Origin of the sequence: Streptomyces africanus (assembly GCF_030816955.1) — a bacterium.
GTDB classification, from domain to species: domain Bacteria; phylum Actinomycetota; class Actinomycetes; order Streptomycetales; family Streptomycetaceae; genus Streptomyces; species Streptomyces africanus.
Window position 1 is genome coordinate 2334188 of the sequence record NZ_JAUSYP010000001.1, and the last position, 13662, is coordinate 2347849.

At 71.7% G+C, this 13662-nt stretch carries 11 protein-coding genes; 8 read left to right on the forward strand and 3 right to left on the reverse strand.

What is annotated here, in order from left to right; all coding sequences use genetic code 11:
* Positions 1-68 precede the first annotated feature (68 nt).
* The 7 genes from QF034_RS10870 to QF034_RS10900 all read left to right on the forward strand — a co-directional run bounded on the left by QF034_RS10870 (position 69) and on the right by QF034_RS10900 (position 10597).
* On the forward strand, positions 69-1595 hold the full coding sequence (locus QF034_RS10870; RefSeq protein WP_307174737.1) for a leucyl aminopeptidase: 1527 nt from the start codon (positions 69-71) through the stop codon (positions 1593-1595).
* A 292-nt stretch (positions 1596-1887) separates the two neighbouring features.
* Positions 1888-3276: a dihydrolipoyl dehydrogenase gene (gene lpdA / locus QF034_RS10875; protein WP_307174738.1), complete on the forward strand. Its 1389-nt coding sequence runs from the start codon at positions 1888-1890 to the stop codon at positions 3274-3276.
* A 63-nt stretch (positions 3277-3339) separates the two neighbouring features.
* On the forward strand, positions 3340-5130 hold the full coding sequence (sucB, locus tag QF034_RS10880; protein ID WP_307174739.1) for a 2-oxoglutarate dehydrogenase, E2 component, dihydrolipoamide succinyltransferase: 1791 nt from the start codon (positions 3340-3342) through the stop codon (positions 5128-5130).
* 252 nt (positions 5131-5382) lie between these two features.
* On the forward strand, positions 5383-6006 hold the full coding sequence (locus QF034_RS10885; protein WP_307174740.1) for a GntR family transcriptional regulator: 624 nt from the start codon (positions 5383-5385) through the stop codon (positions 6004-6006).
* A 267-nt stretch (positions 6007-6273) separates the two neighbouring features.
* Entirely contained in the window at positions 6274-8976 is a 2703-nt protein-coding gene (gene aceE / locus QF034_RS10890) for a pyruvate dehydrogenase (acetyl-transferring), homodimeric type (protein WP_307174741.1), read from the forward strand.
* Positions 8977-9035: 59 nt separating this feature from the next.
* Positions 9036-10022, forward strand: a complete 987-nt coding sequence (locus QF034_RS10895) for a helix-turn-helix transcriptional regulator (protein WP_307174742.1) — start codon at positions 9036-9038, stop codon at positions 10020-10022.
* A 53-nt stretch (positions 10023-10075) separates the two neighbouring features.
* The gene (locus tag QF034_RS10900; RefSeq protein ID WP_307174743.1) at positions 10076-10597 is read left to right on the forward strand and encodes a DUF4240 domain-containing protein; all 522 of its coding nucleotides are present in this window, start codon (positions 10076-10078) and stop codon (positions 10595-10597) included.
* On the opposite strand, the gene QF034_RS10905 is transcribed toward QF034_RS10900, so the two are convergent.
* Together QF034_RS10905 and QF034_RS10910 are read right to left on the reverse strand one after the other, a co-directional pair.
* Positions 10564-10788, reverse strand: a complete 225-nt coding sequence (locus QF034_RS10905; protein WP_307174744.1) for a hypothetical protein — start codon at positions 10786-10788, stop codon at positions 10564-10566. The two genes, QF034_RS10900 and QF034_RS10905, sit on opposite strands and share 34 nt — an antisense overlap.
* The gene (locus tag QF034_RS10910) at positions 10785-11639 is read right to left on the reverse strand and encodes a peptidoglycan recognition protein family protein (RefSeq protein ID WP_307179851.1); all 855 of its coding nucleotides are present in this window, start codon (positions 11637-11639) and stop codon (positions 10785-10787) included. The genes QF034_RS10905 and QF034_RS10910 overlap by 4 nt, the downstream gene beginning before the upstream one ends.
* 263 nt (positions 11640-11902) lie before the next feature.
* On the opposite strand from QF034_RS10910, the gene QF034_RS10915 reads away from it, so the two are divergent.
* Entirely contained in the window at positions 11903-13087 is a 1185-nt protein-coding gene (locus tag QF034_RS10915) for a MarP family serine protease (protein ID WP_307174745.1), read from the forward strand.
* A 16-nt stretch (positions 13088-13103) separates the two neighbouring features.
* On the opposite strand, the gene QF034_RS10920 is transcribed toward QF034_RS10915, so the two are convergent.
* On the reverse strand, positions 13104-13601 hold the full coding sequence (locus QF034_RS10920) for a GNAT family N-acetyltransferase (protein WP_307174746.1): 498 nt from the start codon (positions 13599-13601) through the stop codon (positions 13104-13106).
* Positions 13602-13662 lie beyond the last annotated feature (61 nt).

Consider the following 13662-nt stretch of genomic DNA (forward strand, 5'->3'; position numbering starts at 1 on the left):
TGTCGGGCCCGGTCGACCCACACCGTTCGACCACAGCAACTTCACATCGGAAGCGAGATTTCACCACCGTGACTGCTCTCACTCTCAGCACCGCCGCGGCGCCCGGTCTGCGGGCCGACGCCATCGTGATCGGTGTCGCCAAGGGTGCCAAGGGGCCGGTCGTCGCGCCGGGCGCCGAGGCCGTGGACAAGGCGTACGACGGCAAACTCGCCGGCGTTCTGGAGACTCTCGGCGCCGCCGGCGCCGAGGGCGAGGTGACGAAGCTGCCGGCGCCGTCCGGCTTCAAGGCACCGCTCGTGCTGGCGGTGGGCCTGGGCCCGGTGCCCGAGAAGGACGCCGGCTACGACACCGAGGCGCTGCGCAAGGCCGCCGGTGTCGCCGCCCGCGCCCTGACCGGGTCCAAGAAGGCCGCCTTCGCCCTGCCGCTGACGGACGCCGCCGACGCCGGCGCGATCGGGGAGGGCGCGCTGCTCGGCGCGTACTCCTTCGACGCCTACAAGGAGAACGGCAAGGATCCCAAGGCGAAGAACGGCAAGGCCCCGCTCGCCGAGGTCGCCCTGCTCGGCGGCAAGCCCCGCGACAAGGCGTACAAGGCCGCGATCGAGCGTGCCGTCGCCGTGTCCGAGGAGCTCAACCGCGCCCGCGACCTGGTCAACACCCCGCCGAACGACCTGAACCCCGAGTCGTTCGCCGCGATCGCCCAGGCCGCGGCCAAGGAGCACGGCATCAAGGTGCAGGTGCTCGACGTGAAGGCCCTGGAGAAGGGCGGCTACGGCGGCATCCTGGGCGTCGGGGCCGGTTCGGCGGCGGGCCCGCGCCTGGTGAAGCTGTCGTACACCTCCTCCAAGGCGAAGAAGCACCTCGCCTTCGTCGGCAAGGGCATCACGTACGACTCGGGCGGCATCTCGCTGAAGCCGGCCGGTCACAACGAGACCATGAAGTGCGACATGAGCGGCGCGGCCGCGGTGTTCGCCGCGGTCGTGGCGGCCGCCCGGCTGGGGCTGGAGGTCAACGTCACCGGCTGGCTGGCCCTGGCCGAGAACATGCCCTCCGGGTCCGCGACCCGTCCGGGTGACGTGCTGCGGATGTACAGCGGCAAGACCGTGGAGGTGCTCAACACCGACGCGGAGGGCCGGCTGGTGCTGGCCGACGCCCTGTGGGCGGCGTCCCAGGAGAAGCCGGACGCGATCGTGGACGTCGCGACGCTGACCGGGGCGATGGTGCTGGCGCTGGGGAACCGGACGTTCGGGATCATGGGCAACGACGACTCCTTCCGTACGGCGCTGTACGAGGCGGCGGAGGAGGTCGGGGAGCCGGCGTGGCCGATGCCGATGCCGGAGCACCTGCGCAAGGGGATGGACTCGCCCACGGCCGACATCGCGAACATGGGCGAGCGGATGGGCGGCGGGCTGGTCGCCGGGCTGTTCCTGCGCGAGTTCGTGGGCGAGGGGATCACCTGGGCGCACCTCGACATCGCCGGGCCGGCCTTCAACGAGGGCGGGCCGTTCGGTTACACGCCGAAGGGCGGGACGGGGTCGGCTGTGCGGACGCTCGTGCGGCTGGCCGAGTTGACCGCTGCGGGTGATCTGGGCTGATCGTCGCCCAGTAGCTCGGTCTCGCCGGTTGTGTGGCGAGTGCGGGGGCGTGGGGGCTGTTCGCGCAGTTCCCCGCGCCCCTCAACGGGGCACTGCCCTTCAGGGGCGTCTCTCATCTGAACGTGGGCCGTCTCACACAGCAGCCCGGCGTCTCCTTCTGTGCTGACAAGTGCGAAGATGGGGCTCGGCAGGACAGGGCCCCACCGAAGGGCCGAAGAACGAGCGGCCGGACACCAGCCGCCTGCCGGTCAGTGAAGACCGGCGTACGGCGCACATGCATGGAGGACGTGACGTGGCGAACGACGCCAGCACCGTTTTCGACCTAGTGATCCTCGGCGGTGGCAGCGGTGGTTACGCCGCGGCCCTGCGCGGGGCGCAGCTGGGCCTGGACGTCGCCCTGATCGAGAAGGACAAGGTCGGCGGCACCTGCCTGCACCGAGGATGCATCCCCACCAAGGCCCTGCTGCACGCGGGTGAGATCGCCGACCAGGCCCGCGAGAGCGAGCAGTTCGGTGTGAAGGCGACCCTCGAGGGCATCGACATCGCCGGCGTCCACAAGTACAAGGACGGCGTGGTCGCCGGCCTGTACAAGGGGCTCCAGGGGCTCGTCGCCTCCCGCAAGGTGACCTACATCGAGGGTGAGGGGCGGCTGTCCTCCCCGACCTCCGTCGACGTGAACGGCCGGCGCGTCGAGGGCCGCCACGTGCTCCTCGCGACCGGTTCCGTGCCGAAGTCGCTGCCCGGCCTGGAGATCGACGGCGACCGGATCATCTCCTCGGACCACGCCCTCGTCCTGGACCGTGTGCCCAAGTCCGCGATCATCCTGGGCGGCGGTGTCATCGGCGTCGAGTTCGCCTCCGCGTGGAAGTCCTTCGGCACCGACGTCACCATCGTCGAGGGCCTGAAGCACCTCGTCCCGGTCGAGGACGAGAACTCCTCCAAGCTGCTGGAGCGCGCCTTCCGCAAGCGCGGCATCAAGTTCAACCTGGGCACCTTCTTCGAGAAGGCCGAGTACACCCAGGACGGCGTCAAGGTCACCCTCGCCGACGGCAAGCAGTTCGAGGCCGAGGTCCTGCTCGTCGCCATCGGCCGCGGCCCGGTCTCCCAGGGCCTGGGCTACGAGGAGCAGGGCGTCGCCATGGACCGCGGCTACGTCCTGGTCGACGAGTACATGCGCACCAACGTCCCGACCATCTCCGCCGTCGGTGACCTCGTCCCGACCCTCCAGCTCGCCCACGTCGGCTTCGCCGAGGGCATCCTGGTGGCGGAGCGTCTGGCCGGTCTCAAGACCGTTCCGATCGACTACGACGGCGTCCCGCGGGTGACGTACTGCCACCCGGAGGTCGCCTCCGTCGGTATCACCGAGGCCAAGGCCAAGGAGATCTACGGCGCGGACAAGGTCGTCGCTCTGAAGTACAACCTCGCGGGCAACGGCAGGAGCAAGATCCTGAACACCACGGGCGAGATCAAGCTCGTCCAGGTCAAGGACGGTGCCGTCGTCGGCGTCCACATGGTCGGCGACCGCATGGGCGAGCAGGTCGGCGAAGCCCAGCTGATCTACAACTGGGAGGCGCTGCCCGCCGAGGTCGCGCAGCTCATCCACGCCCACCCGACGCAGAACGAGGCGCTCGGCGAGGCCCACCTGGCCCTGGCCGGCAAGCCCCTCCACGCGCACGACTGACCCCTCGGTCGACGAACGCGACGACACAGACTTCCGCACTTTCCGTAAGGAGCAACCGAAACCATGGCGGTTTCCGTAACCCTTCCGGCGCTCGGCGAGAGCGTCACCGAGGGCACTGTCACCCGCTGGCTGAAGGCCGAGGGTGAGCGCGTCGAGGCCGACGAGCCGCTGCTCGAGGTCTCCACCGACAAGGTCGACACCGAGATCCCCTCTCCCGCCGCCGGTGTCCTGGCGTCCATCAAGGTCGCCGAGGACGAGACGGTCGAGGTCGGCGCCGAGCTGGCCGTGATCGACGACGGCACGGGCGCGCCCGCTGCAGCGCCGGCCCCGGCCGCCGAGCAGGTCGCCGAGCCCGCCCCCGAGCCGGCCCCGGCCGCCCCGTCCACCGAGCAGGCCGCCCCGGCGCCCGCTCCCACCGCCGACGCCGCTGCCGGCGGCGGCTCCGCCGAGGGCACGGACGTGGTCCTGCCCGCGCTCGGCGAGTCCGTCACCGAGGGCACCGTCACCCGCTGGCTGAAGTCGGTCGGTGACAGCGTCGAGGCCGACGAGCCGCTGCTGGAGGTCTCCACCGACAAGGTCGACACCGAGATCCCGGCGCCCACCTCGGGCACGCTGCTGGAGATCGTGGTCGGCGAGGACGAGACGGCCGAGGTCGGCGCCAAGCTCGCCGTCATCGGCGTGGCGGGTGCCGCTCCGGCCGCCGCCCCGGCGCAGGAGGCCCCGGCCGCCCCGGCCCAGCCCGAGCCCACCCCGGCTCCCGAGCCGGCCCCGGCGCAGCCCGCCCCGGCCCCGCAGGCTCCGTCGGCCCCGGCCCCGCAGCAGCAGGTCACTCCGGCTCCCGAGCCGGCCCCGGCCGCTCCTGCTCCCGCCCCGGCTCCGGCGCAGGCCCCGGCCGCTCCGGCCGCCGCCAAGCCGGCCGACGACGGTGCCTACGTCACCCCGCTGGTGCGCAAGCTCGCCGCCGAGCACGGCGTCGACCTGTCCGCCGTCAAGGGCACCGGCGTCGGCGGCCGTATCCGCAAGCAGGACGTCATGGCCGCCGCCGAGGCCGCCAAGGCCGCCGCCGCTGCCCCGGCTCCGGCCGCGGCCGCTCCGGCCGCCGCCAAGAAGGCCCCGGTGCTGGAAGCGTCCCCGCTGCGCGGCCAGACCATCAAGATGCCGCGGATCCGCAAGGTCATCGGCGACAACATGGTCAAGGCCCTGCACGAGCAGGCCCAGCTGTCCTCGGTCGTCGAGGTCGACGTCACCCGCCTGATGAAGCTGCGCGCCCGTGCCAAGGACGCGTTCGCGGCGCGTGAGGGCGTCAAGCTCTCCCCGATGCCGTTCTTCGTCAAGGCCGCGGCCCAGGCGCTGAAGGCGCACGCGCCCATCAACGCCAAGATCAACGAGGCCGAGGGGACCATCACCTACTTCGACACCGAGAACATCGGTATCGCGGTGGACTCCGAGAAGGGCCTGATGACCCCGGTCATCAAGAACGCCGGTGACCTCAACCTCGCCGGTATCGCCAAGGCCACGGCCGAGCTGGCGGGCAAGGTCCGCGCCAACAAGATCACCCCGGACGAGCTGTCCGGCGCGACCTTCACCATCTCCAACACCGGGTCGCGCGGCGCGCTCTTCGACACGATCATCGTGCCGCCGGGCCAGGTCGCCATCCTCGGCATCGGCGCCACGGTCAAGCGCCCCGCCGTCATCGAGACGGAGGAGGGCACGGTCATCGGCGTCCGCGACATGACGTACCTGACCCTGTCCTACGACCACCGCCTGGTGGACGGCGCCGACGCGGCCCGCTACCTGACGGCGGTCAAGGCCATCCTTGAGGCGGGCGAGTTCGAGGTCGAGCTCGGCCTCTGACCTTCCTCACGGCTGTACGGTGCCCCGTCCGGATTTCCCGGGCGGGGCATCGTCGTACCTGAGGGGCGCGGGGAACTGCGCGATCAAGCACAAACAAGCCGCAGCCGCCCGAAGACCGGCCAGCCCGAGCTCACATGCGTCACAGACACCATGTGCGCCTCATCTCACCTGCACGACAGCGCCCTCATCGGTCCCACCCCCGGAGCGAACCGGCCGTATTGTCTAAACGTCAATCCCGCCTAAGGAGCCCACATGACCGCGCCCGTCATCCACTCGCTGCGCGAGCAGATCCGCGAGCACATCCTGGAGGGGATCATCAGCGGACGCTGGCAGCCGGGCGAGCGGATCGTGGAGCGCCGGATCGCCACCGAGCTGGAGGTCAGCCAGACCCCGGTCCGCGAGGCCCTGCGCGAACTGGAGTCCCTGCGCCTGATCGAGTCCGCTCCGAACAAGGGCGTCCGCGTCAGGAACCTGACGGCCGCCGACCTGGAGGAGAGCTACCCGGTCCGGGCCGGCCTGGAGGCCATCGCCGCGGAACTGGCGGCCCAGAGCCTGTCGGAGGACTGCTCGGCCCTGGAACCCCACGTCAACGCCCTCTACGAGGCCGACCGCATGTCCGACGGCACGGCCCAGGTCCGCCACACCGTCGCCTTCCACCGCGAACTGGTCCGCGCGGCGGGCAACTCCGTCCTGTTGCACACCTGGGAAGGCCTCGGCATCGAGGTGTTCACGGCCCTGTCGATCCGCTGGCTGGGCACCCGGCAGCAGTCGTACGCCGAGGAGCACGAGGAGCTGGTCGCCGCCTTCAAGCGCCGTGACCCCCGGATCGCGGAACTCGTGAAGGCGCACGTACTGGGCTGCGCGCCCCGGGCGTGACACCCGAGCGCACTCCCGCTCAAACGCCTCCCACCTGCGAAAACCCAGAGAAGGGCCGTCACCGCGTGCCACCGCCGGAGGCACCCCGTGCCTACTTTCTCGTGATCAAGAGGTTTTGCCTCTCAACCCTTTGATCGATCATCGATCAGCGAGTTACAGTCGCCGACGGGCTTGCCACCCAAGCTCCAGCCCTGTCCTGCCAAAGACAAAGGGCACCCCCGATCCCCTTACGTGAGGGAACCCCCTTCGACTGAGGAAGGCGGCGACATGACCGACCCCAACGCCATCCAGCCGAGCGAGCTCGACCAGCTCCCGGACCGGGACCCGGAGGAGACCGCCGAATGGCAGGCCTCCCTGGACGCGGTGACCGAGGCGGCCGGGCCGCACCGTGCCGCATATCTGATGCGTCGCACGCTGGAGCGCGCCGAGGGCGCCGGCATCGCGCTGCCGAAGCTCCTGGAGACCGACTACGTCAACTCCATCCCCACCGCCGCCGAGCCGGCCGTGCCCGGTGACGAGGCGATGGAGCAGCGGATCACCGCGTGGAACCGCTGGAACGCGGCCGCGATGGTCACCCGTGGCAGCAAGTACGGCGTCGGCGGCCACATCGCCACCTTCGCCTCCGCGGCCTGGCTCTACGAGACCGGCTTCAACCACTTCTTCAAGGGCAAAGAGGCCGACGGCTCCGGCGACCAGCTCTACATCCAGGGCCACGCCTCCCCCGGCATCTACGCCCGCGCGTTCCTCGACGGCCGTCTGACCGAGGAGCAGCTCGACAACTTCCGCCGCGAGGCGGGCGGCAACGGCCTGCCCTCCTACCCGCACCCGCGCCGCCTGCCCTGGCTGTGGGAGTTCCCGACGGTGTCGATGGGCCTCGGCCCGCTCTCCGCCATCTACCAGGCGCGCTTCAACCGCTACCTGACCAACCGCGGCATCAAGGACACCTCCGCCTCGCACGTGTGGGCGTTCCTCGGTGACGGCGAGATGGACGAGCCCGAGTCGACGGCGGCCCTCGCGCTGGCGGCCCGTGAGGAGCTGGACAACCTCACGTTCGTCATCAACTGCAACCTGCAGCGCCTCGACGGCCCGGTCCGCGCCAACTTCAAGATCGTGCAGGAGCTGGAGGCCCAGTTCCGCGGCGCCGGCTGGAACGTCATCAAGACGCTGTGGGGCACGGCCTGGGACGAGCTGTTCCAGCTCGACACCACGGGCGCGCTCGTACGCCGTCTGCGCCAGGTACCGGACGCGCAGATCCAGACGTACCAGACCCGCGACGCGGCCTACATCCGCCAGGACTTCTTCGGCGGCGACCCGGCGCTGGCGGAGCTGGCGAAGCTGCTGAGCGACGACAAGATCCTGGAGTGTTTCCACTTCTCGCGCGGTGGTCACGAGGCGCGCAAGGTGTACGCCGCGTACAAGGCCGCCGTCGAGCACAAGGGCGCGCCGACCGTGATCCTGGCCCAGACGGTCAAGGGCCACACCCTCGGCGAGGGCTTCGCGTCGAAGAACGCCAACCACCAGATGAAGAAGCTGACGGTGGACGAGTTCAAGAACATGCGCGACCTGCTCGGCCTGCCGATCAAGGACAGCGACTTCGTCGACGGCGTGGTCCCCTACGGCCACCCGGGCGCCGACTCCCCCGAGGTCCGCTACCTCCAGGAGCGGCGTGCCGCCCTCGGCGGTCCGGCCCCGGCCCGCCGCGTCCACCCGGTGGCGCCGCTGCCCGCCCCGGCGGAGAAGGCGTTCGCCTCCTTCGACAAGGGCTCCGGCTCGCAGAACGTGGCCACCACCATGGCGTTCGTCCGCCTGGTGAAGGACCTGGTCCGCGACAAGGAGACCGGCAAGCGCTGGGTGCCGATCGTCCCGGACGAGGCGCGCACCTTCGGTATGGAGTCGCTCTTCCCGTCGCTCGGCATCTACTCGCCGAAGGGCCAGACGTACGAGCCGGTCGACCGCGACCAGCTGATGTACTACAAGGAGGCCCAGAACGGCCAGATCCTCAACGAGGGGATCACCGAGGCCGGTTCGATGGCCGACTTCATCGCCGCTTCGACGTCGTACGCGACGCACGGCGAGACGATGATCCCGTTCTACATCTTCTACTCGATGTTCGGCTGGCAGCGCACGGCCGACCAGATGTGGCAGCTCGGCGACCAGCTCGGCCGCGGCTTCCTCGTCGGCGCCACGGCGGGCCGTACGACGCTGACCGGCGAGGGCCTCCAGCACGCCGACGGCCACTCCCCCGTCATCGCCGCGACGAACCCGGCGGCGCTGACGTACGACCCGGCGTTCGCGTACGAGGTCGCGGCCATCGTCAAGGACGGTCTGCGCCGGATGTACGGCGAGGCGGCCCCGGGTGAGGACCAGAACGTCTTCTACTACCTGACCGTCTACAACGAGCCGCTGCCGCAGCCCGCGAAGCCGTCCGTGGACGGCATCGACGAGGGCATCGTCAAGGGCCTGTACCGCTTCAACACGGCGGAGTCGGCGGGCATCACGCCCCCGGCCAACGCCCCGCGGATCCAGCTGCTCGGCTCCGGTACGGCGATCCACTGGGCGCTGAAGGCGCAAGCGCTGCTCGCCGAGGAGTGGGGCGTGGCGGCCGACGTGTGGTCGGCGACCTCGTGGAGCGAGCTGCGCCGGGACGCCCTGGAGGCAGACGAGGCGCTGCTGCGCGGCGAGGAGCGGATGCCGTTCGTCCGGCAGGCGCTCCAGGGCGTCGAGGGCCCGGTGCTGGCGGTCTCCGACTACATGCGCCAGGTCCCGGACCAGATCGCGCAGTGGGTCGAGCAGGACTGGTCCTCGCTGGGCGCCGACGGCTTCGGCCTCTCGGACACCCGTGAGGCGGCCCGCCGCCACTTCGGTGTCGACGCCGAGTCGATCGTCGTCGCGGCCCTGGCCCAGCTCGCCAAGCGCGGCGAGGTCAAGGCGACGGCCGTGAAGGAAGCGCGCGCGAAGTACGGCCTGTAAGGGTTGTCAGGCAGGAGGCCCCCGCTGCGGCGGGGGCCTCCTGCTGCATCATGTGCTGCATGCGCGCTGCCCGGCTCATCAAGATGGTGCTGCTGCTCCAGTCCCGGCCCTCCATGACGGCCGCCGAGCTCGCCCGCGAGCTGGAGGTGTCCGAGCGGACGGTCACCCGGGACGCCCAGGCGCTGTCGGAGGCGGGTGTGCCGGTGTACGCGGACCGGGGCCGGGTCGGCGGGTACCGGCTGGTCGGCGGGTACCGTACGCGGCTGACCGGGCTGCACCGCAGCGAGGCCGAGGCGCTGTTCCTGTCCGGGGTGCCGGGGGCGCTGCGCGAGATGGGCTTGGAGGACGCCGCCTCGGCGGCCCGGCTGAAGGTGTCGGCCGCCCTGCTGCCCTCGCTGCGGGACGCGTCGAGGACGGCGGCGCAGCGGTTCCATCTGGACGCGCCGAACTGGTTCAGGGAGCCGAAGACGCCCGTGCTGCTGCCGGCGGTCGCCGACGCGGTGTGGGACGACCGGCGGATCACCGCGCGCTACCGGCGCGGGGAGGACGAGGTCGTCCGCGAGCTGGAGCCGTACGGGCTCGTGCTGAAGGCGGGCGTCTGGTACCTGTGCGCCCGGGTGGCCGGGGGCGGGTCCTTCCGGGTGTACCGGATCGACCGGTTCACGGCGGTGGAGACGGGCGAGGAGCGCTTCGAGCGGGAGCCGGAGTTCGATCTGCCGGCCTTCTGGGAGGAGCGGGCGGAGCAGTTCGCGCGGTCGATCCTGCGGGCGCGGGTCGTGGTGCGGCTGTCCCCGGACGGTGTGCGCAGACTGCCGCACGCCCTCGACTCGCTGTCCGCCCGTGAGGCCCTGGCGGACGCGGACGCTCCGGACGGCGACGGCTGGGTGACGGTGGCACTGCCGGTGGAGTCCGAGGAGGTCGCCCACACCCAGTTGACGGCGCTGGGCCCGGAGGTGGAGGTGCTGGCGCCGGAGAGCCTGCGCGAGCGGTTCGCCGGGGACGCGCTGCGGCTGGCCGGGCTGTACCACCCCCGGGACGGCGTATAACGATCCCGCGCACTCCGGGTGCGCCCCTGTGCCCCAGGGCCGATGCTGGACCCGTGATGGACGAGACGGAGTTCTGGGAGCTGGTGGACGACACCCGGGAGGCCGCCGAGGGCGACCCGGAAGAGCAGGCCGACCTGCTCGTGGAGCGGCTCACGCAGAAGGACCCGGACTCGGTCCTGGACTTCGCCCGGCACTTCGAGTCCCGCTACAACCGGGCCTACCGCTGGGACCTGTGGGGCGCCGCCTGGGTGCTGCTCGACGGGGCGAGCGACGACGCCTTCGACTTCTTCCGCTGCTGGCTGATCGGCCAGGGCCGCCATGTCTTCGAGGGCGCCGTGCACGACCCGGACTCGCTCGCCGATCTGCTGGACGACTTCGACGAGGAGATCGACGGCGACGGCGAGGAGCTCGGCTACGCGGCGGACGAGGCCTACGAGCAGCTCACCGGCACGGTCGCCCCCGACCTGGAGATCTCGCCCCCGCCCCCGGAACCGGAGGGCACCCCGCTCGACTTCGAGAACGAGGACCTGCTCGCCGAGCGCTATCCCCGGCTGTGGGAGCGCTTCAGGGGCTGATCAGCGAGGTGGGCGTGGGGCTGATCCGCCGTGACCGCCTCGTGCAGCGGGGCGGCGTTGGCCTGGTCGAGGGCGGACGCGGTGGCCGCGGCCGGGCCCAGGACGACGGTCGTGACCGCGCGGAGCACCGCCCACGGGCCGCGTCCGGCCCCGGCCCGGATCCCCCGGTTCCTCGTACGACCGTTGTTCATGGTCCCCACCTCCGGTCGGCTGCCTGTGGTGGTGACCGTAGGGCGCCGGGATCTGAGGACGCTGCGTGTCGGCTGTGGCCTTCCTGTGGGCCCGCCGGCCGGCCCTGCAACCGGGCGGCCAGCTGCCTGATCTCGGGCAGCCTGGCGTGCAGGGCGGCGCCCGGGCAGCTGGTCATGTAGCCGTCGTTGTGACCGGCGAGGGCGGGCAGCTCGGCGGCGGTGCCGGCCGCGTACCGGCTCAGGCCGTTGCTGGAGACCAGGCGGACGCGCGCCCGGGGGTCGATGCCGGTCAGGCCCAGCTTCCAGGCGGACAGCGCGGCGATGGCGTGGATCATCGCCCGGGGTACGGGCATGCCCGCGGTGAAGGTGCCGAGGGCGGCGATGCCGGTGGTGCGGTGGTTGAAGCCCTGGGTGTGGGCACCGGTGACGGCCCGCTCGACGCCGCCGGCCCGGCCCTCGTAGACGGTGCCGCAGCGGTCGACGACGAAGTTGTAGCCGATGTCGTCCCAGTCGCGGGTGCCGGTCTGGCCGGTGTACAGGTCCCGGAGGATACGGGGCGCGTCAGCGCAGTCGTAGCCGTTGGGCGAGTCGGTGTGGTGCACGAAGACGGCGGCGACCCGGTCGCCGTAGCGCGGGCGGGGCTGCTTGCGGGCGGCGTCGCCCAGCCACCGCGATCTCGGCACGATGGGGGGCCGCGGGGCGGCGTAGGACGGCGTGGCGGCGGGGCGGTGCCCGGCCGGGCGGGGGCCGGTCTCGGCGGCGTTCTCGACGCCGTAGGAGCACAGCACCAGCGCCACGACGGCGGCGAGTCCCGGCAGGCAGCCGAGCAGCACCCGGGCCGCGCGCGGCATACCGGCTATGCCGGGTGTCCCGGCGACGCGGCGCCTGCGCGTACCCCGCCGTCTTCGCAAGACACGCATGGACCCACTGTCGGCCTGATCCGGTCCGTCCGCGATGTGTGATGTGCCACCTGGTGGAACCATCGTCACGGTCCGCGACGTTTTTCCTCCGAGTGCACGCGCACGTGGCCGGTTCTGATCATCCACGCGCGTGTGACTGATCAAACGGGCCCTCCCCCCACGTACTAAGGGGTTCCGAGAGAAAGAAGGCGTGCGTGGACCTGCTCGACATCCTGCTGTTGCTGGTCGTCCTGGCCTATGCGGCGTCCGGCTACCGGCGCGGGCTGGTGGCCGGTTGTGTGTCGCTGGCGGGCTTCGTGGGCGGTGCGGTCGTCGGCGTCTGGATCCTGCCGTGGGTGATGGACCTGGTGCCGCCGGGTACGACGCGCGCGACGGTGACGGCGGTGTTCACGGTGCTGCTCCCGGCGGTGGTGGGCCACGAGCTGGCGGGGCGCCTCGCGCTCAGGCTGCGGCGGGAGCTGGACCGGGGGCCGCTGCGAGTGGCGGACGGGATCGGCGGGGCCGTGGCCAACTCGGTCGCGGTCCTGATCGTGGCGTGGGTGGCCGCGAGCGTTCTGGGCGCGTCCTCGTCGCCGCTGGTCACCTCGGCGATCCGGGACTCGCGGCTGCTCGGCGCGGTGCAGGAGACGATGCCGGACACCACCCCGGCCTGGTTCTCGCGGGCCACGTCGGCGCTGACCGAGGCGGGCTTCCCGCAGGTCTTCAACCCGTTCGAGAACGAGTCGACGGCCGAGGTGGCCGCGCCCTCCGGCGACAGTGTCACGGCGGCCGCCACGAACGCGGCGAAGCTGAGCACGGTCAAGGTCGAGGGCGTCGCGGGCACCCAGGGCCGCGAGGGCAGCGGGTTCGTGTACGCGCGGGAGCACGTGATGACCAACGCCCATGTGGTGGCGGGCATCGACGAGCCGACCGTGCAGATCGGCGGGGTCGGGCGGACGTACGAGGCGCGGGTGGTGCTCTTCGACCCGCAGAAGGACGTGGCCGTGCTGTACGTGCCGGGCCTGAAGGCGCCCGTGCTGCGGTTCGACGACAACGCCGAGCGCGGTGACTCGGCGGTGGTCGCGGGCTACCCGCAGGACGGCGACCTGAACCTCCAGGCGGCGACGGTCGCGAACCGGGTCCGGGCGACGGGCCAGAACATCTACAACGACGACACGGTCACCCGCGAGATCTACTCGATCCGCTCCACGGTCCGCCCCGGCAACTCCGGCGGCCCCCTGCTGACCACGGACGGCCGGGTCTTCGGCGTGGTCTTCGCCCGCTCCACCTCCGACGCCGAGACGGGCTACGTCCTGACGGCGGCCGAGGTCTCCTCCGACGCCGAGCGCGCGGCGGACGCGACGGCACCGGTGGACACGGGCGAGCTGGCCGCGTCGTAGGCGTCCTGGTACCGGCTCAGAGGAAACGTCCCATCAGTACGTCGTCCACGTACTGCCCGTCGAGCCGGAACTCCTCGGGCAGAACCCCCTCCACCACGAATCCCTCGGCCTCGTAGAGCCTCCGGGCCGGGGCGTTGTGGCCGAGGACGCGCAGGGTGAGGCGGCGGGCACCGCGCCGGCGGCCCTCGTCGACGGCGGCGCGGACCAGCGCCCGCCCGACACCCCGGCCGCGTGCCTCCTCCGCGACGGCGAGGCCCTGGATCTGCAGGACGTGCCGGTTCGCTGCGACCGGCGTCGGGAAGCCGAGATGGAGGTATCCCGCCAAGCGGTCACCGAGTTCGGCGACCAGGCAGTCCTCGGGGGCGTGCCGGTCGCTGAAGAACGGCGGGTACGGCGGCTGCGGCCGGGGCACCACCGCGTGCAGATGCGACCAGGCGAGCCGGTCCAGCAGGGCCAGCCCCTCGTCGTCATCGGGCGCGGCCACGCGGATGCGGGGTTCGCGGGACTCGGGCATGGCGTCACCCTACGGCGATGGCTTGTGGCCGTACGCCGGATTTATGGAGCCGGCAGGCAGG